The 23,239-nt window shown below is 66.1% G+C and carries 16 protein-coding genes and 1 pseudogene; 3 read left to right on the top strand and 14 right to left on the bottom strand.

Annotated features, from left to right (window positions below):
• Nucleotides 1-14 precede the first annotated feature (14 nt).
• Nucleotides 15-443, bottom strand: a complete 429-nt coding sequence (locus DMX06_RS26120; protein WP_146232202.1) for a hypothetical protein — start codon at nucleotides 441-443, stop codon at nucleotides 15-17.
• Between the two features lie 749 nt (nucleotides 444-1,192).
• Nucleotides 1,193-1,930 (bottom strand): hypothetical protein, encoded by a 738-nt coding sequence (locus tag DMX06_RS11510; RefSeq protein WP_110737089.1) that lies wholly within the window; start codon nucleotides 1,928-1,930, stop codon nucleotides 1,193-1,195.
• 204 nt (nucleotides 1,931-2,134) lie between these two features.
• On the opposite strand from DMX06_RS11510, the pseudogene DMX06_RS26975 reads away from it, so the two are divergent.
• Together DMX06_RS26975 and DMX06_RS26970 are read left to right on the top strand one after the other, a co-directional pair.
• Nucleotides 2,135-2,956 (top strand): annotated as a pseudogene (locus DMX06_RS26975) (HAMP domain-containing protein); the annotation flags it as partial.
• A complete protein-coding gene (locus DMX06_RS26970; protein WP_446033103.1) occupies nucleotides 2,954-3,817 on the top strand; it encodes a methyl-accepting chemotaxis protein in 864 nt (287 codons plus the stop codon). The pseudogene DMX06_RS26975 and the gene DMX06_RS26970, both read left to right, overlap by 3 nt.
• Nucleotides 3,818-3,968: 151 nt before the next feature.
• Here the strand turns inward: DMX06_RS26970 and DMX06_RS11500 are convergent, their stop codons facing one another.
• The 10 genes from DMX06_RS11500 to DMX06_RS11455 form a co-directional block, all read right to left on the bottom strand.
• Nucleotides 3,969-4,244: a type II toxin-antitoxin system RelE/ParE family toxin gene (locus DMX06_RS11500; protein ID WP_110737086.1), complete on the bottom strand. Its 276-nt coding sequence runs from the start codon at nucleotides 4,242-4,244 to the stop codon at nucleotides 3,969-3,971.
• On the bottom strand, nucleotides 4,244-4,516 hold the full coding sequence (locus tag DMX06_RS11495) for a CopG family ribbon-helix-helix protein (protein ID WP_110737084.1): 273 nt from the start codon (nucleotides 4,514-4,516) through the stop codon (nucleotides 4,244-4,246). The genes DMX06_RS11500 and DMX06_RS11495 overlap by 1 nt, the downstream gene beginning before the upstream one ends.
• Nucleotides 4,517-4,727: 211 nt before the next feature.
• The gene (locus DMX06_RS11490; protein ID WP_258378839.1) at nucleotides 4,728-6,965 is read right to left on the bottom strand and encodes a TonB-dependent receptor; all 2,238 of its coding nucleotides are present in this window, start codon (nucleotides 6,963-6,965) and stop codon (nucleotides 4,728-4,730) included.
• Between the two features lie 262 nt (nucleotides 6,966-7,227).
• A complete protein-coding gene (locus DMX06_RS11485; RefSeq protein ID WP_110737083.1) occupies nucleotides 7,228-8,190 on the bottom strand; it encodes a siderophore ABC transporter substrate-binding protein in 963 nt (320 codons plus the stop codon).
• Entirely contained in the window at nucleotides 8,187-8,969 is a 783-nt protein-coding gene (locus DMX06_RS11480; RefSeq protein ID WP_110737081.1) for an iron ABC transporter ATP-binding protein, read from the bottom strand. Before DMX06_RS11480 ends, DMX06_RS11485 begins: the two co-directional genes overlap by 4 nt.
• Complete coding sequence (locus DMX06_RS11475; protein ID WP_110737283.1) at nucleotides 8,966-9,901, bottom strand: iron chelate uptake ABC transporter family permease subunit; 936 nt, start codon at nucleotides 9,899-9,901, stop codon at nucleotides 8,966-8,968. Before DMX06_RS11475 ends, DMX06_RS11480 begins: the two co-directional genes overlap by 4 nt.
• The gene (locus tag DMX06_RS11470; RefSeq protein WP_110737079.1) at nucleotides 9,901-10,845 is read right to left on the bottom strand and encodes an ABC transporter permease; all 945 of its coding nucleotides are present in this window, start codon (nucleotides 10,843-10,845) and stop codon (nucleotides 9,901-9,903) included. Before DMX06_RS11470 ends, DMX06_RS11475 begins: the two co-directional genes overlap by 1 nt.
• Nucleotides 10,842-12,611 carry an ABC transporter ATP-binding protein gene (locus DMX06_RS11465; RefSeq protein WP_110737078.1) on the bottom strand — a complete coding sequence of 590 codons (1,770 nt, stop codon included), beginning with the start codon at nucleotides 12,609-12,611 and terminating at the stop codon, nucleotides 10,842-10,844. The genes DMX06_RS11470 and DMX06_RS11465 overlap by 4 nt, the downstream gene beginning before the upstream one ends.
• Nucleotides 12,612-12,613: 2 nt before the next feature.
• Entirely contained in the window at nucleotides 12,614-14,398 is a 1,785-nt protein-coding gene (locus DMX06_RS11460) for an ABC transporter ATP-binding protein (RefSeq protein ID WP_110737076.1), read from the bottom strand.
• Between the two features lie 120 nt (nucleotides 14,399-14,518).
• Nucleotides 14,519-15,034 (bottom strand): sigma-70 family RNA polymerase sigma factor, encoded by a 516-nt coding sequence (locus DMX06_RS11455; protein WP_110737074.1) that lies wholly within the window; start codon nucleotides 15,032-15,034, stop codon nucleotides 14,519-14,521.
• Nucleotides 15,035-15,251: 217 nt separating this feature from the next.
• On the opposite strand from DMX06_RS11455, the gene DMX06_RS11450 reads away from it, so the two are divergent.
• Nucleotides 15,252-17,351 (top strand): condensation domain-containing protein, encoded by a 2,100-nt coding sequence (locus DMX06_RS11450; RefSeq protein ID WP_110737072.1) that lies wholly within the window; start codon nucleotides 15,252-15,254, stop codon nucleotides 17,349-17,351.
• A 216-nt stretch (nucleotides 17,352-17,567) separates the two neighbouring features.
• On the opposite strand, the gene basC is transcribed toward DMX06_RS11450, so the two are convergent.
• Together basC and DMX06_RS11435 are read right to left on the bottom strand one after the other, a co-directional pair.
• The gene (basC, locus tag DMX06_RS11440) at nucleotides 17,568-18,887 is read right to left on the bottom strand and encodes a putative histamine N-monooxygenase (RefSeq protein ID WP_110737281.1); all 1,320 of its coding nucleotides are present in this window, start codon (nucleotides 18,885-18,887) and stop codon (nucleotides 17,568-17,570) included.
• A gap of 61 nt (nucleotides 18,888-18,948) precedes the next feature.
• On the bottom strand, nucleotides 18,949-23,235 hold the full coding sequence (locus tag DMX06_RS11435; protein ID WP_258378838.1) for an amino acid adenylation domain-containing protein: 4,287 nt from the start codon (nucleotides 23,233-23,235) through the stop codon (nucleotides 18,949-18,951).
• Nucleotides 23,236-23,239 lie beyond the last annotated feature (4 nt).

The raw sequence follows: 23,239 nt of genomic DNA, 5'->3' as shown, positions 1-23,239 counted from the left end.
ACGGTGTACAGTGCCTAGGCGTTCCAGAGATTGAAAAACGATTCAGCGAGAAATGGGCGAGGGCGCTCGCACTCAAATAAATATGAAGCGGGCAAAAGCTGATTGGCATCAATATTTAGGTAAGTCAGGTAGCTATCAAATGCCTGCACAAACGCCGGTGGTAACGGGACTCGACTTGGATTGAGGATGAAGGTCGAGTACTCCTCGAAGTCTTCACGCGTCCAATCAAGCAGGCAGCGATCGTTCGCGAAGCTCCAGCTGAGCATTTTTTCCAAGCCCTGGATGCACGTGTTGTATTGCCAATGGGAATTCAACGGATTCCAGTTGTGGGCGATCCAGTTGATGAGGAGGGCGATCGTGCTCCTCTGCTTGACTAGACTCGCGCAGTAATGAATTGAGGCTTTTTTGTTTAACGTAAATTGACCACAAAAGTAGCTTTTCAAGCGCCACTAGCTTTTACCGATCCGCACTGCACGATCGATACGCCCGTATTACCTCTAACGAGTCCATCGCGCGCGGTGTTGAAGTATTTTTTAGGAAAGCAGCTTTCTACGTAGGCTTGGGCCTGTGCCGTCATGAAAACCAGCACGTCTCTCTGGTGCATGCCAAATAATGGAGGCGGGCGATCCTGTTTGTGGTAATCAGTGTCCAGATCCACAGTCTCCTGCTCATGAATAACTCCGCGTGCTTTCGATAGCTGCTTACGCGTCCAACCCAATCGGTACTGGCGCGACGTTTCGCTGCGTGACGGGCGAATTGGTGCTGGCTGATCGAGCTGAATGACGCGAAAAACCACGGCTCGATCAAGCAACTCCTGGAGGCCGCGCGCAGACTTGCAATTTTCCGTTTTGGTTCCGACAGGCCAGGACGCAAAAAGGCGACCCCAAGCCGCTTAGCATTCCGTTCTGAAATCGACAGTGGCCGACCGCAGCTCAGGTTTCACATGAGCTGTCGAGGGCAACGCATTGGGAAGGGGTTGTTTCCGGTGACGCGACAGAACTCCGTTTCGGTTTCAACGTTCACAGCTCGAGCGTGATCTGGCAGACGCAAACCACAGGTGATCGACTCAGAAGGTCACCTCCCATAATACTCAATTTAACATAATATACATTATGCGTAAGTTCGTATTGAGCATCACGCCCAGAGGGAGGCCAGATTTCAGCCTCCATCAAAGCCCCATCTCCAATCCAGCTCACTGGAACGTCAATTCCTTCGGCACCTCATACCGACTGCCGTCATGATCCAGATTGAACGTCTTCGTCGTCGAACTGCTCTCGGTCTCCTCACAGTCATCAACACCTTTCACAACGCTCCGACTTCCGGTCGTGATCTCGGTAACCCGCAACCTGCTGAAACCATCCTTGCCAGGTTTGCCAATCGCCAGCGTCCGCTTTGTCTCGCCGAACTCACCAGCGCAGGAACCATCCCATTCACCGTTGCCCTTGCTTACAACCAGGCTTCCCATGATCTGGCGCAATTGCGAGCCGTCGTTCACGTAAAGACTCAGGGTCTCGCTACTGAACGGATTGACCCGTGACGAGCCGGTATGGCTGATACGCACGCCAAATGCCCGCTGCCCAGGCGCAACCTGATACCGCGCCGTGTCCAACGTCAGGCCTGAAAACTGCACCGCGTCGGAGACGATCGCAGCCTCTTGGTAACTGCGAGCAATGATCTTGCCGCTGGCGGCTTCGGCCACCAGTACATCCAGACCGTAATCGCCTTGCCCGTACTCATCGACATTCATCATCACGGGCAAGGCTGCCAATACCTGGTTGGCGTCTGCGGGATTGACCTTGCAGACCGCAAACTCGCTGGCGAGCTTCAAGGTTGGATGTAGGTTCTGGGCCCAGGTTTGCAGGTGCTGCGTGCAGTCGCCCCAGGCGATCATGGGAGCAAACAACAACGGTATTGCGGTGAGTCCACGCATGGATGTATCTCATTCCTTTGATGGTTTTCTCAGGGTATGTGAACTAGGGGCAAACTTCACATGATCGGCAGGCTCCTGCAACACGTCTGTGTGCCCTGCCCGACCATTGATAACCAATAATTATAACTCAACTAAATGAATATTTAGTTGAGTTATATATGGGTTCTTGGAACAGTGTCATGAATCTACGCTCTACCCTCCTCCATGGCCCTTTCCCAACCAGCGAAATACCTCCAGCCATCTATGCTCACCAGACCCACCCCACGGAGCCTGTTCGAAATGGACATTCGCCAGAAAACCATCGGGTTCGGTCTGGTCAGCATCCTCGCCGCGCTGTTGCTCGGCGGCAGCGGCCTGCTCGCCGAGCATGACCAGAACCAGGCACTCAAGCGCAGTGAGGACAGCATGGCCGCCCTGCGCAATCACATGGAAGGCGACATGATGCACGACGCGCTGCGCGCCGACGTGCTCGCCGCCCTGCTGGTCAAGCCGGGCGATGTTGATACCGCCAACCAGGTGCTGGCCGACCTCGACGAGCACGCCAAGTGGTTCCGCGGTGTCGTGCGGAGCAATCTAGAACTGCCCTTGGACGCCGATCTGCATCAGGCCATCAGCGACCTGGGACCCTTGCTGGAGCAGTACATCGCCAGCGCCACCTCGATTATCCAGCTGGCATTGAAATCCCCCGAGCAGGCCCAGGCGCAGTTGCCGGCCTTCGTCGCGGCGTTCAAGGAGCTGGAGCAGCGCAACAGCACCCTCAGCGACCTGATCGCCGGCAACGCCGACAAGAGCCGAGAGCAGAGCACCGCCACCCTGCACCAGGGCATCGCCGTGCTGGTGGGTGGGATGATCCTGGCCACCCTGGTGCTGGCGCTGTGCACTTTCCTGCTGCTGCGTTCGATCCTTCGCCCCCTGAGCCAGACCATGGCGGTGGCCGAACGCATCGCCCAGGGAGACCTGACTACCCAGATCCAGGTCCATGACCGCGACGAGACCGGGCACCTGCTGCGCTCGCTGGCCGACATGCGCGACAGCCTGGGCAACATGATCAAGGCCATCCACGAGGAAAACCTGCTGCTGCGCGAGGTGGCCGACGAACTGGGCCAGGCCTCCAGCAGCCTGGTGGAACGCACCAGCCAGCAGTCCGACAGTGCCGTGAGCATGGCCTCGGCCACCGAGCAGATGATCGCCAACCTGGCGCAGATCGCCGAGCACGCCCGGGATGCGCAGTCCATTTCCGGGCAGTCCGAACGCCTGGCCAGCGACGGCGGCGAGGTCATCCTCAGCGTGGTCGGCGGCATGCAGGGGATCGACGAGGCGGTCAACCGCTCCTCCGAGACCATCACCGTGCTGGGCCAGAGTTCCGAGGAGATCTACTCGATCATCCAGGTGATCAACACCATCGCCGAGCAGACCAACCTGCTGGCCCTCAACGCGGCCATCGAGGCCGCTCGTGCCGGCGAGGCCGGGCGCGGCTTTGCCGTGGTCGCCGACGAAGTACGCGGCCTGGCCGGGCGCACGGCGCAGTCGACCCGGGAGATCACCGGCATGATCGAACGCATCCGACAAAGCACGGGTAATGCCGTGGACAGCATGCAGACCGGCGTCACCCGGGTGCGCGCCGGGGTGGAGCTGGCCACCCAGGCCGGCGCGTCGATCCAGCAGATTCGTGAAGGGGCGCGCCGCGCCGCCTCTGTGGTCGAGGAGATCTCGCAGACCATCGGCGAGCAGACCAAGGCCAGCCAGGAGGTGGCGCAGCAGGTCGAGCTGATTGCCCGCATGTCCAGGGACAGTACCGACACCACGCGGCAGCTGGCCTCGGCGGCGCAGCGGTTGGGCGAGATTGCCCAGGGCATGCAGGCGAGTGTGTCGCGGTTTCGGGTGTGAGGGGGCTGGCTGCCCTCTTGGTTCAACACATAACTTGTTGATTTGGCAAGGACCTGTGGGAGCGGCTTTAGCCGCGAACACCGGCGAAGCCGGTGCCATCCACCGCGTTGCTTGCTTCGCGGGTAAACACGCTCCCACAGGGTGTGTAGGGCTATCGATCCTCGCGGGTGTGCCAGAGCCGCAGCAGGAAGAGCGTGGAATCCGCTATCTCGTAACGCATCTCATAGTGGCCGATCTGGAGCCGGCGCACATCCCGTGGTTCGAACTCTTCCAGACGTTCACCGATACGCGGATTGGCCAAGAGCATGGAGGCAGCGCCGGTAAGCTGCTGGACGGTTCTCACGGCAGCCGGTTTATTGACCGCTGCAAGAAACTCATACAGTCGGGCAATATCGGAGAGCGCCTTGCTGGTCCACTTCAAGTCCATCAGCGGGGAACGGGTAATGGTGTGTCCGTGCCGAGGCTATCGGCCCAGGCCTGAACGGCCTGATGGTCGATCACACGGTTGGCATCAACATCGGCCAAGGCCTCGCGAGTCAGCCGGCTGCGCTCTTCTTCCTGGTCTATCCAGGCAATCAGGGCCTGCTTGACGATCCAGTTCTTCGAGCGCTCCAGGCGCTCGGCCAGCAAATCGACTTTTTCAGCGAGTTGCACCGGCACGTGAGCCGTAACAGAGCGGGTTTTGACTGTGGTCGCCATGATGGGCGCTCCTCACTTGCATGGCTGAAAGCGAGCCTGCTGGGGATGAGCACCTTTTATGGTGATCTGAGCAGTCTTTCAGCGGTTCGATTGAAAATTAATCATAGTGAATAGTTATCCTGCGTCAAGGGGCTGCAGAGCCTGGCACCGGCTGCGTGGTGATCGCGGTGCAAGTCGCACCGCCCCTCCCACGTAGCCAGCGCTGGTCTGGCTAGAAATCCACCGAGGTAGAGAACAACAACGACCGCGGCGTGCCCAGCCCACCGGATAGGCCACTGCCATCGCCGCCGTTCCACGAACCAATCCAATAGGCCTTGTTGGCCACGTTCTGCACGGTGGCGCGCAAGGTCACCGGCTTGTCCGAGATCTTCAGGCTGTAGCGGGCGCCCAGGTCGAAGATCGTGTAGGACGGCAGCGACAGGTTATTGGCATCGGTGGCGTAGCGCCGGCCAGCATAGTTGGCGTTGCCGGTCAGGGTCAGGCCGGGAAGCTCACGCAGGTCGTACTCGACGCCGAGCTTGGCCAGCACCTTGGGCACGCCGGTGGCCTGGTTGCCTTCGTTCTCCTTGCGTATCGATTTGGTCAGCTCGGCCTTGGTGTAGGACGCACCGCCCAGCAGGCGCAGGCCCGGCTCGAGCTCGCCGAAGAACGACCATTCCAGGCCACGGTTGCGCTGCTCGCCGTACACGCCGTAGACCTGCGTGACCGGGTCGGTATAGGCGCTTGGCTTCTTTACCTGGTAGACACTGACCGTGTGGGCGAAGGTGCCCAGGTCGAGCTTGGCGCCCAGTTCGTACTGCTTGGTCTGGTACGGCGCCATGATCGCACCCGCGTTTCGCGCGTTGTCCGGGGCGATGCCGCCCTGGCTCAGGCCTTCGATGTAGTTGCCGTACAGCGACAGCTCGTCGGTGACCTTGACCAGCAGGGCCGTGGCCGGCGATACCCGGCTTTCATCGTAGGGTTTGGAGGTGCGCTGGTGGTTGCCGTCGTAGTTCGACGCGCGCACGTTCTGGTGACGTGCGCCCACGGTCCACTGCACCTTGTCATCGAGGAACGACATCGTGTCGAGCAAGGCTTCGCTGCTCAGCCGGGCGCGCATGCGCGAGGTGACATTGCCGTACTCGCCGATCTCCGGGCGCGGGCCGTAGTCCAGATCGTAGTAGTTGGTGAGGATGCGCGTCGGCAGGCGCTTGTCCTTGAAGCTGTTCTCGGAGTCGTAGCGGGTGGCTGCCAGCGACCAGGCGTGGTCCACGGGGCCGGTGGCAAAGCGCCCGCGCAGGCCGACTTCGCCGGACTTCTGCTCGCCGTCGCGGGCCGAGCGGATCGGTGTGGCGGAGATGTCGCCGGCATCATTGAGCAGCATGCCGCTGGTCATCAGCGCGTTGTAGCCCCCTTCCCTATGGCCCCAGCCGGCAAAGGCGGTGAGCGAGTCGTTGAGGTCGTACTCGCCGCGCAGCACCACGGTGTCGGTGTCATTGACGGTATAGGCCCACTCCGGGGCCAGCGAGTTATCGCCCTTCTTGGCCGTGGGCAGGTGGGTCACCCCGGGGCTGATCGAAGAGATGCCGAAATAGTTGACCCCGTCCATGCGCTCGCGCTGGTGGTAGTAATCCAGCGACGCCCTCGCCCGCTCGCCGCGCCAGTCCAGGGCCAGCGACGACAGCTGCATGCGATGCTGCTGATCGTTCACCGGGGTGTCGCCGTCGCGGTAGACGCCGTTGAAGCGCACGCCGAATTGCTTCTGGTCACCGAAGCGGCGGCCAACATCAGCATGCATGCCGGCCAGGCCGTCGGACTCGTAGGAGGCGGTCAGCCGGGCCAGGGGCTCGTCGCCGGCTCGCTTGGGCACGATATTGATGCTGCCGCCGACGCTGCCGTCAGGCGGCATGCCGTTGAGCAGCGCCGACGGGCCCTTGAGCACTTCGATGCGCTCGGCAAGCTCGGTGGAGCCGCGCATGTTTGGCGCCATGCTCGGCAGGCCGTTGAAGGTGATGTCGTTGCCGGTGCTGTAGAGGCCACGAATGAAGAAGGTTTCGAAGATGCCGCGCTTGCTCGGCACGTAGACCGACGGATCGGTGGCGCCGATCACCGAGCCGATGTCCTGAGCCTGGCGGTTCTCGATGTATTCCTTGGTGTAGCTGATGGCGTTGAATGGTGTTTCGCTGAAGTCCTTGTTGCCCATCAGGCCGAGCCGGCTGCCTGAGCCGACCTGGCCACCGGCGTATTCCGGTGGTGGAGCGCCCAGGGAGTCGCGGGTGTCCTGCACCAGGGTTTCCGGCAGGGTCAGGCCCTCTTCATTCACATCGGGGGTCTGTTGCTGCGCCGTGGAGGTGGACCGTGGCGGTTGCGCGAACGCGTTGCCGACGAGGGTGGTCATGCCCAGCAGCAGGGCCATGTGCAAGGCCCTGCGGGGCAGGTTTGGGGCCTTGGGGTATTGCAGTGGCGACATGAGGGGTTCCTTTGGGACGGAATGGTAATGTTTCTCATTAGTCATTCCGTACGAGGCGGTGAATCCCTCAACAGAAATTACAGTCATTTGGCCAGTATCGGTTCAGCAACTCATTTCGGGTAGGAGCGGCCTTGTGTCGCGAAAGGGCCGCAAAGCGGCCCCAGGATTTCAGCGTTGACCCATCAATCGCCGGGGCTGCTGCGCAGCCCTTTCGCGACGCAAGGCCGCTCCCACAGGAATTACGTATGGGCTGAATGCAGGATCAACCCTGATACCCCTTCACCACCTCGTCCGCTACCCGCTCCAGGCAGGTCACGCTGGCCGTGCACAGGTACCAGGTCTGCGGGTCGACGAACACCACATGGCCGTTTTTCCACGCCTTGGTCTGGCGCAGCAGCGGGTTGTCCAGGGTCTCGCGGTCCAGCGCGGCCCGGCGCTCCATTACTGCGGTGCGGTCGATCACGTAGAGGATGTCCGGGTCGGCCTGGTGAATGAACTCGTTGGAGATCGGCTGCCCGTGCAGGCCGGCCTGCATGTCGTCGCTGGCCGGCTTGACCCCGAGGGTGTCGAAGATGAAGCCGTAGCGCGAACGCACACCGTAGGCGGTGAACGCGCCGTTGTTGTGCAGCACCACCAGCGCCTTCTCCGGACGCCCGTCGGTCACCTGGCGCACCTGGGCCACCTTGGCGTCGATGCGCGCGGCGGTTTCCCGGGCCCGTTCTTCCTTGCCGAGGATCCGCCCGACGGTCAGCAAGTGCTGCTTGGCGGTCTCGATGACGTTGCCCTGGCGGTTGTCCATATCGATGTCGTAGTGCACCGTCGGCGCGATCTGGCTCAGTTCCTGGTAGCTCTGCGCCTGCAGCGGCGAGATCAGGATCAGGTCGGGCTTGAGCGCATGCAGGCGCTCGAGGTTAGGCTGGATAGTGGTGCCGACATCGGCCACCTTAGGGTCGTCGCGGTACTTGGCCAGGAAGCCCGCCACATAGTCCTTGGCGATACCGACCACCGGCGCGCCGAGCTGGTCGAGGGTGTCCAACTCGCTCATGTCGAAGGCCACCACGCGCTGCGGCTGGTGTTCGACCAGCGTGGTGCCCAGGGCGTGCTCGACCTTCACCGGGGCGTAGTCGGCGCTGGCGGCGCGCTCCTGGGCCGGCGGGGCCTGGTCGCAGCCGGGCAGCGCGGCCGCCACGGCGGCGGCCAGCAGTATCTTGCAGATTCCGTTCATACCAGCTCTCTCGATAGTGATGGGTTGAAGTAGTTGCAGACGAAACCGTGCGCGCTGGGCAGGATCTCGAAGGCCAGGCCGAACAGCGCGCGCAGGTTGGCCTGGGTGACCACCTCGGCGACCGTCCCGTGGCTGTGCACGGCGCCGCCCTTCATGGCGACGATGTGGTCGGAATAGTTGGCGGCGAAGTTGATGTCGTGCACCACCAGGATCACCGTGCGCCCCTGCTCGTCGCAGAGCCTGCGGATCGCCTGCATGATCTGCACCGCGTGCTTCATGTCGAGGTTGTTCAGCGGCTCGTCGAGCAGCAGCAGGTCGGTGCGCTGGGCGATGGTCATGGCCAGGAACGCCATCTGCCGCTGGCCGCCGCTGAGCTCGTCGAGGTAAGCCCCGCGCAGGGGTTGCAGCCCCAGGAAATCCAGCGACTCGTCGATCACCTGCTGGTCGTCGGCGGTCAGCAGGCCGCGGCTGTAGGGGAAGCGGCCAAAGGCGACCAACTCCTCGACGGTCAGGCGCAGGTTGAAGTCCAGCACCTGGCGCAGGGTGGCCACGCGGCGGGCGTAGTCGGCGATGGCGATGCGGCCGATGTCCTGGCCATCGAGCAGAATGCGCCCGCGACTGGCCGGCAGCAGCCGGGCGATGCACATCAGCAGGGTGCTCTTGCCGGCGCCGTTGGGGCCGATCAGCGAAGTGACCTGGCCTGCGGGAAACGCCAGGCTCACATCGTCGAGCACGGTCTTCTCGCCGTAGGCCTTGTGCAGGTGTTCAAGGGTGATCATGGGGTGCCTCGGGTGCGGACCATCAGCGCGAGGAAGTACGCGCCGCACACCAGGTTGACGAGGATGCTCACGCTGGTCCGGTAGTTGAACAGGTGCTCGACCAGCAGTTGGGCGAGCAGGAACATGCCGATGGCCACGGCGCAGGCCAGCGGCAGGATGACCTGATGCCGGGCGCTACGCGCCAGGGCGTAGGCGATGTTGGCGACGAACACCCCCATGAACGCGGTCGGCCCCACCAGGCTGGTGGCCACCGCCACCAGCACGGCGATCAGCGCCATCTGCAGGCGCAGGCAGCGGCCATGGTCCAGGCCCAGGGCGATGGCCTGGTCGCGACCCAGCGCCAGCACGTCGAGCACCCGCGTGCCGCGCGCCACCAGCAGCGCCACCGCCGCCACCAGCAGGCCCGAGTACAGCACCTGGGCCGGCTGGGCGCGGTTGAAGCTGGTGTAGCCAAGGCTCTGCAGGATGGAGAATTCCCCCGGGCTGGTCTTGAGCTGGATGAACTGGGTGAAGGTGCCCAGCACCATGGTCAGCACCAGGCCCAGCAGCAACAGGCGGTAGACATCACCCCGCCCCTCGCGCAGCAGCCAACGCTGCAGCAGCCACGAGTAACCGAGCATCAGCGCGATCGACAGCAGCGCGTTGCCCTGGGCGCCCAGCAGCGCCACGCTGGCGGTGCCCAGCCACAGCACCAGCAGGGCCTGGAACAAGAGGTAGATGCCTTCGTAACCCATGATCGCCGGAGTCAGCACGCGGTTGCCGGCCAGGGTCTGGAAGATCACCGAAGACAAGGCGATGCACACCCCGGCCACGACGATCGCGCCCAGGCGCACCAGGCGCTTGGGTATCACGTAGCTGAAGTCCAGGCCCGAGCCCAGCAACAGGAACGCCAGCGCCAGGGCCGGCAACAACAACCAGGCGGCGCGGCGCATCATTTGCACTTCCACAGGATCAGCAACAGGAACAGCACGCCACCGACACTGCCGGCGGTCAGGCCAATGGGCACCTCGTAGGGATGGATCAGCAGCCGGCCGAGGATGTCGCAGGCCAGCAGCAGCGCCGCGCCGCACATGGCTACGATGGGCAGGGTGCGCTTGAGGTTCTCGCCGTAGCGCAGCGCTACCAGGTTAGGCACCACCAGGCCGACGAAGGGGATCGCGCCCACGGTGATCACCGTGGCCGACACAGTCACCGCCACCAGCACCAGGCCGAGGATCGCGGTGGCCGCGTAGTTGAGCCCGAGGCTGGTGGCCATGCCCTCGCCCATGCCGAGCACGGTGAAGCGCTGGGCGTACAGGTAGGTGAGCACGACGATCGGCAGGATCAGGTAGATGATCTCGTAGTTGCCCTCGATCACCCGCGAGAAGTCGCCCAGCAGCCAGCCCTGCATGCTCTGCAGAATGTTGTGGCGGTAGGCGTAGAATTCGGCGATGGCGCTGAGCAGGCTGCCGTACATCAGGCCGATCACCGGCACCAGCACCAGGTTGGTGAAGCGGATGCGGCGGATGATCGCCACATACACCAGGCTGGCCAGCAGGCAGAACACCAGGGCGAACAGCATGCGCCCGCTGGCCCCGGCCCCGGGCAGCACGGTCAGGGCCACCAGGATGCCCAGCTTGGCCGCGTCGAGCCCGCCGCAGGTGGCTGGTTCGACGAAGCGGTTGCGCACGATCTGCTGCAGGATCACCCCGCAGATCGACAGGCCGACCCCGGTCAGCACCAGCGCCGCCAGGCGCGGCAAGCGGCTGGCGGTGAGGGTCAGCCAGGCATCGTCGCTGGCCGACCACAAGGCCGACCAGGACATCTGGCTGGCCCCGACCATCAATGAAGCGCCACACAAGAGCAACAGCAAGGTTGGCAGCAGCACCCGACTCAAGCGGTCACTCCATCGCCTGCCGCCTCGCCGATGCGCCAGCCTTTGGCGGCCCGGCGTTGCTCGAGGAAGTGCGCGTACAAGCCACCCTCGGCAGCCAGCTGGGCATGGGCGCCCTGCTCGCGAATGCGCCCTTGGTCGAGCACCACGATCTGGTCGGCCATGGCCACCGTCGACAACTGGTGGGCGATGACGATCAGCGTGCGCTTGCCGCGCAGCCGTGCCAGCGCTTCGGCGATAGCCGCCTGGTTCTCGGCGTCCAGCGCTGCGGTGGCCTCGTCGATCAACAGGATCGGCGCGTCCTTGATCAGCGCCCGGGCAATCGAGATGCGCTGGCGTTCGCCGCCGGACAGGCGCGCACCGCCCTCGCCCACCGGCGTGTGCAAGCCTTCGGGCAGGCGTTCGAGGATCTCCTGCACCCCGGCCAGCCGTGCCGCCTCGAGCACCTCGGCCTCGCTGGCGTCAGGTTTGCCGAGGCGGATGTTGTCGGCGATGCTGCCCTGGAACAGGTAGGCGTCCTGGAAGATCTGGCTGATCTGCCCGGCCAGCTGTTCGGCGGACATCTGCCGCACATCCACGCCGCCGACCTTGACCCGGCCCTGGGTGACATCGAAGAACCGCGCGATCAAGCGCACCAGGGTGGTCTTGCCCGACCCCGACGCGCCGACCAGCGCGGTCATGCTGCCGGGCGCGATATCCAGGCTGACCTCGCGCAGCACCTCGGGCTGGCCGTCGCCGTAACGGAAACCGACCTGTTCCAGCTGCACCGAACCTTCGACCGGCGCCTGCGGCGCAGCGGGTTCGGGCAGCGGTTCGACGGCCAGCAGTTCGGCCACCGCCTGCAACTGGCCACGGGTGCCGCGCAACACTTCGCTGTAGCCGGCCACATCCAGCAACGGGTCGATGAAGCGGGTCGCCAGCACCAGCGCGACCAGGGTGGCGATCACCGCCGCGCTGTCGAAAGCTGCACCGACCTGCTCGCCGAGCCACAGCGTGGCGACCACCAGCAAGGCGGCGAAGCTGGCCTGCACTGCCCAGACATTGAGCACCGACGACAGCGCCGAAAGCTGGATCAGCTTGCGCGCGGCCTGCTGCTGCTGGGCCACGGCCTGCTCCAGGAAGCGCGTGCCGCCCTGCTCGCCATTGAAGGCGCGCAGCACCGACTGCGCCTGGGCGAACTCGACCATGCGCTGGCTGGTCTGCGCGGTGTCGCGCTGGTAGCGCTGGTCGGCGCGCTGGCCCAGGCGCATGGTCGCCAGCATCACCAGGGCCAGCAGCGGCAGGCTGACCAGGGCCACCAGGCCCAGGCGCAGGTCGACCAGCAACAGCGCGACGAGGATCACCAGCGGCGTCACCACACCGGTGAACAGTGGCGTGAACACGTGGGCCGGCAGTTGCGCGATCTCCATCATGCCCTGGGTGGTGACATGGCTAAGGCGCGCGGTATTGGCGGCGCTGAACCAACCCACCGGCAGCGTGCCGACATGCTCGCCCAGGCGCTGGCGGCCGCCGCGCAGCACCGCGATGCCCACGGCGATGCCGGCCTTCTCCACCCGCCGGCGCAGGTACCAGCACACCACGACGCCCAGGGCCAGCAGCGCCAGCCATTGGCCGGCGGCTTCCAGCTGGTTGCCCAGCAGGTCGCGCAAGATCGGCACCAGGGTGACGATGGTCAGCCCGCAGAGTACGCCATACACCAGCGCCAGGCGCATGTAGCGGCGCAGGAACACGGCGTCGGCGCCGAGCAGTCGAACGAAAATCCCCAGCATGATCAGTGCTCCTCCACCTGCGCGGTCACCCGCGCCTTTGCATAACCCCCGGCGGCCCACAAGCGGGCGTACAGACCGCGACGGGCCAGCAGTTCATCGTGATTGCCGCGCTCGGCGACCGTGCCCTGGTCCAGCACCAGGATCTGGTCGGCGTGCATCACCGTGTCCAGGCGGTGGGCGATCACCAGCAGCGTGCGCCCCTGGGCGAAGCGCGACAGCGCCTGTTGCAGCTTGACTTCGTTCTCGGCGTCGGCCGCCGCGGTGGCTTCGTCGAGCACCAGCACCGGCGGGTCGAGCAGCACGGCACGGGCGATGCTCAGCCGTTGCAGCTCGCCGCCGGAGAACTGCACGTCCTCGCCGATCACCGCGTCGTAGCCGCGCGGCTGGGCGAGGATGCGCTCGTGGATGTTGGCGATCCGCGCCGCCGCCTCGATCTGCTCCTGGCTCGCCGAAGGCCGGCCCAGGGCGATGTTCTCGCGCACGCTGGCATGGATCAGGCGCACGTCCTGCAGGACGAAGCCGATACGCCGGTACAGCTGGGCGCTGTCGATCTGGCGCAAGTCGACGCCGCCCAGGGTGATGCGCCCGGCGCTGGGGTCGAAGAAGCGCAGCAGCAGGCGCGCCAGGGTCGACTTGCCGGCCCCCGAGGCACCGACCACCGCCGTCACCGTGCCGGGCTCGAGGGTGAACGACACCTCGCTCAGCACCGGATTGCGCGGGTCATAGTGATAGCCCAGGCCCTGCACTTCGATTCGAGCATTGGCCGGCAGCTTGTCGGCGCCCTGGCCGTCGGTCTCCAGCACCGGTGTGCGCAGCAACGCCTGCACGCGCTGGGCGGCGCCGGTGGCGTTGTTCAGGTCGTGGGTGATGTAGGCCAGCAACAGCAACGGTGCGCAGATGCCCGGCGCCACCAGGGCGAACGGCAGCACCTGAACCGGGGTGATCCAACCCAGGCCGACGAACAGGGTGCCGAACGCCAGGACCACGCCGAGCACCGACACCGGGGCGATCATTGCGTTGGCGTTGGCCATGGCGCTGACCAGCGGCCGGGTGAAGTCAGTGAAGGCCGCGGCGAAGGCGTCCACCGCCTCGCGGTAGCTGCCATGGGCCTTGCGCTGGCCACCGAAGGCCTTGACCACCGGGATGCCGTTGACGAACTCGACCACCGCCTGGTTGATCCGCCCCATGCCGGCGCCGAAGGCCTGCATGTTGCGGGCGCTGGCCTGGTGGGCGCGGGCGAAGAACAGGAAGAACAGCGGGAACGGCAGCATCGACACGATCGCCATGCGCCAGTCCATGGCGAACAGGTAGACGATCGAGGCCAGCACCGCCCCGGCGCTGCGCCCGAGGGTGGTATAGAAGTGCGCGGTGAGGCTGTGCAGGATGCCGATGTCGTCCTGCATGGCCTGCTTCACCTCGCCCGAGGCGCGACTGGTGAACCAGCCCAGCGGCGCCCGCGCGAGGCGACGGATGATCGCCAGGCGCAGCGTGCCGGTGATGTGGTTGTCGGCCAGGTGCGCCACCAGGTCGCCCAGCGAGATCAGCGCCATGCCGGCAAACAGGCAACCCAGCCCCACGGCGATGACCGGCCAGGCCTGGTCGACGTCCTGCCCGCCGGCGAAGGCCAGCCGGGCGACCTCGGCGATCGCCGCCAGGGGCGCCAGGGTCAGCATGGCGCCCAGGGCGGCGAGCAGCCCGGCGACGATCAATCGGCCGCGTATCGGCGCAAGCACCGCGGCGACCGGCCCACGGGCGGACGATTCCGCCACCCCTTGTTCAACACTCATGAATGCTCCTTTTCAGCTCGAGGAGCGGGCCGGGCCGTCCCAGGGGCGCCCTGCCCGCGTGTCCTTCTCAACCTGTATTCCGCACGAGGCGGTCAAACCCGCAAGAAAATCTGCGCACGCTCAGGCGCCGCCCAGCCGATAGCGCCGGCAGGTGCGCAGGCCAGCGGCGATGTACTTTTCCACCGAGGACACCGAGACCCGCAGCTCGTCAGCGATGGCGCGATGGGCCATGCCGTCGAGGCGGCACAGCAACAGGGCCTGGCGCGCCTTGGGCGAGTGCCGCTGCAGGGCGCTGTCGATCGCACCCAACGCTTCGACCACCAGCGCCCGCGCCTCCTCCGACGGCACCCGTGGCTCGGGCAGCAGGCCATGGTCTTCGAGGTAGCGGTTTTCGCGCTGGCGACGGCGGTACAGGTCAATGACCTTGCCGTTGGCGATCTGCGTGAGGTGGCAGCGCGATTGCTCGGCGCTGGGTACCTGGCCTTTGTTCATCAGGTGCAGGTAGATGTCGTGGGCCAGGTCCGCCGCGTCCACCGAGTTGCCCAACTTGCGCCGCAGCAGGTCGCACAACCAGCCATGATGATCCTGATACAGCTGGTGCAGCTGCTGACGAAGCGCGAACGTTCCGTTGTCCACGGTACCTCTCCCTGAGCGTGGTGCATTCCAGACGGCTTCCTTTGACGTACGCCAATCTAGATGATAATTATTTGCATCTTTCACACCATAACGAATCCCCGGGATTCACGCAATGCACCCCGGTGGTGCAACCCCTCTGCGCGGCCACTCACCGCGATCCATGGATGGCAGTGAGGCCGACGCGGGCCTTGAACGATCGAACAGCAGGAAGCTAGCTATGTTGGAACGCAACACCACCCCACCCTCGCCCCAGGTCCTGGACGAACACGAGGAACTCGCCTGGTTCGCCCAGCAGCAGCAACCCGAGCGGTTGCACCGGCAACTGGGCGCCTGGCGCCTTGGTCCCCGGGCCGACCTGTCGCTGCTGGCCCTGGCCGTGCAGGCGGTGGTTGAAGCCACGCCGGGCCTGAACAGCCGCTACCACTTCAGCGACGACGGCGACCTGTACAAGACCCAGGAACCCGGCTGGTACCCGTGCCTGCGTATCGAACGGAGCGCGGCCGAGGGCATGGACGCCCTGCTGCGCGCGCGCCAGGCGGCGCCCTGGGACTCCACCACTGAGCCGCCGTTCGAGGCCCTGCTGCTGGCCGGCGAACAGCAGGCCGCGCTCGGCCTGCTCTGCCATGCGGTGCTGCGCCAGTCGCCACAAGCCCTGCTCGAACGCATCCGCGCCGAATACGACGCCCAGGCCGGTGACCAGCCACTGGTGCTCGAACCGCTGTCGCAGGCGCCCTCGACAGACATCGCGCAACGCATCCTCGACGCGTTCCGCCAGGCGCTGGCGGAGCCTGGCATGACCCTGGACGACGACTTCTTCGACATGGGCGGCCACTCGCTGCTGGCCACGCGGATCATCGGGCGCCTGCAGGGCGAGCACGGCATCGAACTACGCTTCAGCGACTTCTTCGCCTCGCCCAGCGCATCGGCGCTGGCGACCCGCGCCAAGCTGAGTCAAGGGCAAGCCAACCAGGCCAGCGATCAGGCCGGGGATATCCAGCAGGCACCGATGGCCCTGGCCCAGGCATCGTTGTGGCGCGCCTGCGCGGCCTTCGACTACGGCACCATTTTCAACTTGCCCTTTGCCCTGGACTTCCACGACCCGGTGGACGAAGTGCTGCTGCAACAGGCCTTCACTGACCTGCTGGAACGCCACGCCAGCCTGCGCACCACCTACCATGGCGAAGGCGACAACGCCAGCCAGCGCATCGTGCCGCTGGCCGAACTGGGCCGCTACAAGTGGTTCTGGAGCAGCGCCGAGAGCACCGGCGCGAGCCTTGCCAGCGAGGCGAAGCACCGCTTCGACCTGGCCCGCGAACTGCCACTGAGGCTACGCCTGCTGCGTGACCCGCACAGCGGCCACCAGGTGCTGTCGTTCCTGGTCCATCACATGGCCATCGACGAGTGGTCGCTGAACGTGATCATGGCCGAACTGGCCGAGGCCTACCTGGCCCGCGCCCAGGACCGGGCGCCGCAATGGCCGGCGCCGGCGCGCACCTTCCACGAATTCGCCCTCGCCCAGAGTGCCCAGGGCCCGAACCCGCGCCACCTGGCGTACTGGACCGAACTGCTGCGCGACGCCACCCGCGGCCTTGCCCTGCCCGCTGACGCCACGCTGCTGCCCGCCGACCAGGCGACCACCCGTGCGCGCTGGCTGGAGCTGCGTCCTGAGCCCGGCGTGCTGGAGCAACTCGGCGCCAGTGCCCGGCAGCACCAGTCATCGCTGTTCAGCGTGATCTACACCGCCATCGCCCTGTCGCTGCACAAGCTCGGCAACCTGTCGGACCTGGTGATCGGCACTTCGGCCTCGGGGCGTACCGACCCTGCATTCTTCGACACCGTCGGCTACTTCACCACCATGGTCGCCCACCGCGTGCAGTTCGCCCCGGAACAGTCGCTGAGCGACCTGCTGGGCGATGTGACGCGAATGATCAACGACTCGATGGCCTATGCCGACGTGCCCATGGAGACCATCCAGCAGGCACTGGGCATGACGCCCGCCGAGGGTCTGATGTTCGATGTGTACGTGCAGATCCACGCCAACAACGCCCTCAATGGCGCCCTGCGCACGCCCGAGGGCCAGGCGATCCGCTACAAGCAGATCGACCCGGACAAGAGCGAATCGATGTTCGGCCTGCAGTTCGAGATCATGGAGGATGTGTTCGACGGCCAGCGCTCGCTGCGGCTGGTGGTTACCTACCGCAGTGATCGCTACAGCGCCGTCCAGGTCGAGCGCCTGTGCGCGATGATTTCGGCGGCGTTCGCAGTATTTGCCGAGGTGGATGCCGGCCGGCGGGCGCTGGGCGACGTGCTGTTGTAGCACCCTGGGGGCGCTTTGCGCCCCTTTCGCGGCACAAGGCCGTTCTCAAGACTCATTGATTTATTTAGTCCCTGTGGGAGCGGCCTTGCGTCGCGAAAGGGCTGCGCAGCAGCCCCTGCAATTTCCATGGTGGCTCGAAATCAGGGGCCGCTACGCGACCCTTTCGCGACGCAAGGCCGCTCCCACACGGAACAGAGTTGCAAGCAGCCCCATGGCTCAGTCCTGCGGCAACCCGTACAGCTGGAACGACGACCGCTGCGGCACCCGATACTGCGCCCTGCCCAGCAACTGATTGAGGATCACCGCATTGCGCACCGGCCCCAGCCCCAGGTCCGGCGAGCCGACGCCATGCTGGAAGATCTCCGCGTTCTGCACGAACACCCGGCCACTGCCGCCATCGCAACGCTGTGCGGTGAAATCCTCACCGACGATGCAGTCACCGTGCGCGTCGGTGGCCAGCACCGTGCCCTTGAGCTGCTCGAACCACTGCGGCCAGGCATGGGCATAGCCGGTCGCCGCGACGATCGCGTCGGTTTCCAGCGTCGCACGCTGGTCCAGCTGGCGGTGGCGGAAACTCATGCGCAGGCCCGCCGAGGCCAGGTCCTCGACCGTCTCCACCTCGCAACTGGACAGCAACGTCAGCCCCGGCTCGCGCCCGCCGATGGAACGCTCGTAGATCAGGTCGTAGATCGCGCCGATGGTGGAGAAGCTGATGCCCTTGTACAGCAGGCCCTGCTCCGCGACGATCTCGCGGCGCTTGTCGCGGTCCAGGGTGTGGAAGTAGTTCATGTAGGCCGGGGTGAAGCACTCCTGGCCAAGCTTGGAGTACTCCATGGGATGGAAGCCCCCCGACCGAGTAATCCAGTGGATCGACGCCCCCGCCTCCACCTGCTCCGGCGTCAACGCATTGAACAGGGCCAGCACGCACTCCGCCGCGCTCTGCCCGGAGCCGACCACCACCACCCGTCGGCACTGCTCCAGTTCGCCCTGGCGCTTGCCGAACTCCGCCGAGTGCAGCACCGGCGCCTGGCTGCGGGTACGCGCCCAGGCCGGCAGCCACGGCCGGGTGCCGAGGCCGATGGCCAGGTCGCGGCTGCTGTAGCGTCGCTCCAGGCCCGACACCGACACACTGTCGATGACGAAGCGCTCGCTGCCGCCATCGTAGCGCACCCCGGTGACCTCCTCGCCGAAGTGACAGGCCGGCAGCTGGCGCGCGGCCCAGCGGCAATAGTGATCGTATTCGCGCCGGGGCACCTGGAAGTGGTCGTAGTAGTAGAACTGGAACAACCGGTCGTGCTGGTGCAGGTAGTTGAGGTAGCTCAACGGGTGGCACGGGTCGGCCAGGGTCACCAGGTCTGCGAGGAATGGCACCTGCAAGGTGGTGCCCGGCAGCAGCAGCCCCTCGTGCCAGCGGAATTCCGCCTTGCGCTCGAGGAACGCGCAGCGCAGGTCCGGGTGGCGCGACAGCAGCGCGGCCAGGCCCAGGTTGAACGGTCCGACGCCGATGCCGGCGATGTCTACGGTTGCTATGTCCATATGCTCGATGATTTCCCAAAAACTACGGATGGCGCCCTGGGCCGGGCCCAGGGCGGTTGATTCAGGCAGGCGTGGCGGCAAGCAGGCGCTCGACGTCTTCGACCGTGCGGCACGCCAGCAACTGTGCGGGCGACAGGCGCACCGCGAAGGCCTCGCCCAGGCGTGCGGCCAGGGGTTTGAGGTGCTGCGGCCGCAGGCCCATGGCGAGGAAATCCCGGGCCGGTTGCGTGGCGCCGAGCACCTGCAGGTAGATCGCCAGCACCTGGGCGCAACGCTTTGGATCACTGGGCGTCGGTGCCGGTGCCTGCTCGGTTTCGCCTTCCAGCAACGTGCGGGCGCGGCGGCGGTCCGGCTTGCCGTTGGCCGTCAACGGCAACTCGGCCACCTCGACGAAGCGCGTGGGCACGTGGGACTGCGCCAGCAGCGCCCGGGCATGCTCGCGTAGCGCCACGGCGCCGGGCGGCGCGCCGTTGCGCCGCACATAGAGCGCGCCGATGCAGGCCTCGCCCTGTTGCGTGTCGCCGTAGTCCACCACCAGCACCTGCTGCACCGCCGGGTGGCGGATCAGCTCGATCTCGATGTCCGGCAGCGACACGCGCACGCCGCGCACCTTTACATAGCCATTGACCCGGCTGTCGAACAGCAGCACGCCGTCCTCGCGATAGCGGCCACGGTCGCCGGTACGGAAGGCACGCACCGGCGCGCCGTGCTCGTCGAGCACGCTGACGAAGTCGTTCTGCACCAGCTCGCTCTCCTGCAGGTAGCCTAGGGCCAGGCCCACGCCACTGGTGTGGATACGCCCGGCGACGCCCTGCGGGCAATGCTCGCCGTGCTCGTCCAGCAGCCAGTAGCGGTTGCCCGGCAGTGGCCGGCCGTAAGGCACCTTGGCCAGGTCCTGGTCGCCGATCTCGTGCCAGATGCTCCAGATGGTGGTCTCGGTCGGCCCGCCAAGGGACACCAGCCGCGCCGCTGGCAACTGCTCGCGCAGCTCGGCGATCACCGCCGGCTTGATGTAGTCGCCGCCCTGGGCCAGCAGGCGCAGGCTGTTCAGTCCGTCGCCCTGGCGGCAGGCCAGGAGCATTTCGAGAATGGCCGGTACCGAGCACCACAGGCTCACGCCGTGCTGCCTGACCAGCTGGTTCCAGCGCAGCGCGTCCTTCTCCTCGCCGGGCTCGGGCAACACCAGCGCCGCCCCGGCGCAGAGGCTGCCGAGCACGTCGAACACCGACATGTCGTGGTGCAGCGGGGTCACCGAGATGAACACGTCATTGCGACTGACCTGCCACTGCGCCAGGGTGCTGCCGATGACGTTGGCCGTGGCGCGGTTGTTCAGCACCACGCACTTGGGCTTGCCGGTGGTACCGGAGGTGTAGAGGTAGTAGGCCGGCGCGCTGCTGGCCGACAAGGCCGCCAGGCCAGTCAGGTCCAGGGCTGCCGGCGGACTCGCCAGCAGTGGACCGACTGCGTCGACCACCAGCGCGGGCTGGCAGTTGTCCAGCAGGTAGCGCAGGCGCTCCTCGGGCGCCGCCGCGTCGATCGGCACCCAGACCAGCCCGCCCAGGGCGCAGGCCAGGGTCGTCATGGTGTGCTCGGGGCCACGTGGCAGACAGATCGCGACTACCTGGCCAGGGCGCAGGCCCCGGGCCTTGAAAGCCTGGGCGATGCGGGCGACGCCCTCGCCCAGTTCGGCGTAGCTGATCCGCCGCTCACCGTGCAACAAGGCGATGCGTCCATTGTCCGGGCCGAACAGGTTGTGGGCGATACGCCCGAGGAAATCGACAGGTTCGGCCCGCGCCTCGCTGCTGTTCAGGCGGTAGTGGCCAAGGTCGATGAACTGCCGTGCCTGGACTTCGAACGTGGCCTGCCCGGCCAGTTGTGCCACCGCCTGGCCAAAAGCCGCGAGCAACTGTACGACCCAACGGCCATCGACCGCTTCGCAGGCATAGTCGATCTCGAACACCAGGCCTCCCTCGGCGGTGTTGCAGAAGCGGATGTCCATGGCCACCTGGGGCGTCTGGGTCAGGCCCGTGCGCAAGGTCATCGGGCCATCGACCGCGCCCACCGGCCAGGACAGGCCATTGGTCAACACCACCGGCAGTACCGGGCCCGGGCCGTTGCTGTCGTACAGCAGGCGGGCCAGGTCCACGCCGGAGAATGCCAGGTGCTGCAGGCCCTCCAGCACATCGGCCTGCAGACGCTTGGCGCGCTCGGCGAGCGTGGGCAGGCTGCGTTGCCAATCGAGGGCGATAAAGCTGGAACGGTTGGCGAACGCGCCGTCCTGGGGCGGCGCCACCGGCACCGCCACGCACAGGCTGCCCTCATCGAGCCAGTGGCCGAGCACTTCCAGTACCACGGCCATGATCGTCGAGTTCTTGAACAGCCCCTCGCGCGCACCGGCGCGGCTCAGCGCCTTGAACGCCGGGGCCGGGATCACCTGACGCTGGCGTGCGTACCGGGCCACGCCGACCTTGTCCAGAGCGCAGCGCCACGGTAGCCGTGGCGCGCCATCAACCTCTGCCAGCTTTGACTTCCAATACTCGGCATCGGCTTTGCGCACCTCGCTTTGGTCGTTAACAGCCGCCGTCGGCTCGCTGGCGGTCAGCGGCTGGCAGTGCCCGTCGAACAGTTCGACCATCAGGGTAGCGATGGAGCGTCCATCGAGGATCAGCGCATCGAAGCGCACGAACACCACCAGCTCGCCCTGCGGCAGCTGGAAGGCGGTAACATTCCAGGGCGGCCCGGCAAGGTCGGACAGCGCATGGGCGTAGACCTCACGACGAACGTCGAGCTGTGCCTGGGCCTGCTCGGCCGTCAAGGCGTGCAGGTCGATCACCTCCAGGTTGACCTGCACCTGGTCGCTTACCGACTGGGTCAGCGCCTGGGCGTCGATGCGGGTGCGCAGGCTGTCGTGGCGGCGCACCATGTCCGTAAGGCGGCTGCGCAGCAGCGCCAGGTCCATGCGCCCGCGATACTCGCGAAACTCCTGCATGGCCACGCCGCCCAGCGGCAGATGCTCGCCACGCCCCAGCAGGTAGGCCTGCTGCAGGGCGTTCAAAGGGCGATCCCGGCTGGCCTCGATCGCCAATGGCTGGTGCAGAGCGCCGGAGTCGGCGGCCACCGCCACGGCCAAGGCGATGAAGCGCTCGAACAGCGTCTGGACCCAATCCGCCGGCAGTGCGTCCAGGCGCACATCCCAGTTGACCAGCAGGCCGCCATCGACCTGGGCCACCTGCGCGTCCAGTGCCACCTGCGGACCTTGGGAGATCACCCAGTCCATCGGCCCGAACACCCGGCCCACGCGCTCGGAGAACAGCTCGCCACCGGGCAGGTCCAGCCCTGCGGTGAACACCACCGGGGCCAGTTGCGGCGTGCCGTGATGGCGCGACAGGTCGCGCATCAGGTCCACGCCCGGATAGGCGCTGTGCGCCAGGCGCTCGACCAATTGCCGGTGCAGGTCCTGGCACAGCGCGGCAAGGCTGGTGACGCCGGTGAAGTCGACATCGACCAGCACCAGGTTGGCGAACTCGCCGACGATCCGTTGCACCGGCTCCAGCACCGGCTCGCGCCAGAACACCGGTACGTTCAGGCGCAGGCGGCGGTCCCCGGTGTGTTCACCCAGGGCGGTGGCGAACAGCCCGAGCATCAACGCCGACGAGGTGATCCGCTGCGCCCGCGCCGCCTGTTGCAAGGCGCGGTACTGGGCACGTTCGAGCCGGGCGGCAAGGCGCTCGCTGCGCGCCGGCCCTGGCGCAAGCAAGGGCAACGAGGGCGCCGGGGCGATCTGCGCCAGGCGTGCTCGCCACCAGCCGCGGTCGCGGCTGCGGGCGGCGTGCAGGTCGGCATCGGCACGCACCTGGTCCAGCCAGTCGAAGTAGCTCGGCGTGGTCGGCAGCACGGTTCCAGGGGTGTCGTACAGCCGGGCCAGGTCTTCCATCAGCACCCGGAAGCTCGACGGGTCCACCGCGATCATGTCGGTGTCCACATGCAGCCGGCTGGCATCGCCCGGCAGCAGGCTGAGGCCGAAGCGTGCGCCCTGGCCGGCATTCAGGTCCAGGCGCTGGTGGCTCCACTGGTGACGTTTCTCCAGCAGGCGCCGCTCCACCGCCGGCCCGTCCAGGTGGCTGAAATCCTCCAGCTCCAGCTGGGCGCACAGCGCCTCGTCGATGGTCTGCCGCCCCTGCCCGTCGATGCGCAGCCTGAGCATCGAATGCGCCCGGTACAGCCCCTCAAGTGCGCCCGTCAGGCGCGCCACATCGATGGCCTGGCCATCGAACTCGGCATACAGGTGAGCGCTGACGCCACCCAGTGCCGCATGTGCATCCCGCCCGATCCAACAGGCGGCCTGCATCGAA

This window comes from Pseudomonas mosselii, from assembly GCF_003205295.1.
In the GTDB taxonomy this organism is placed as follows: Bacteria; Pseudomonadota; Gammaproteobacteria; order Pseudomonadales; family Pseudomonadaceae; genus Aquipseudomonas; species Aquipseudomonas mosselii_B.
Note: the sequence above shows the minus strand (reverse complement) of the source record. Positions and strands in the feature narration are given on the sequence as shown.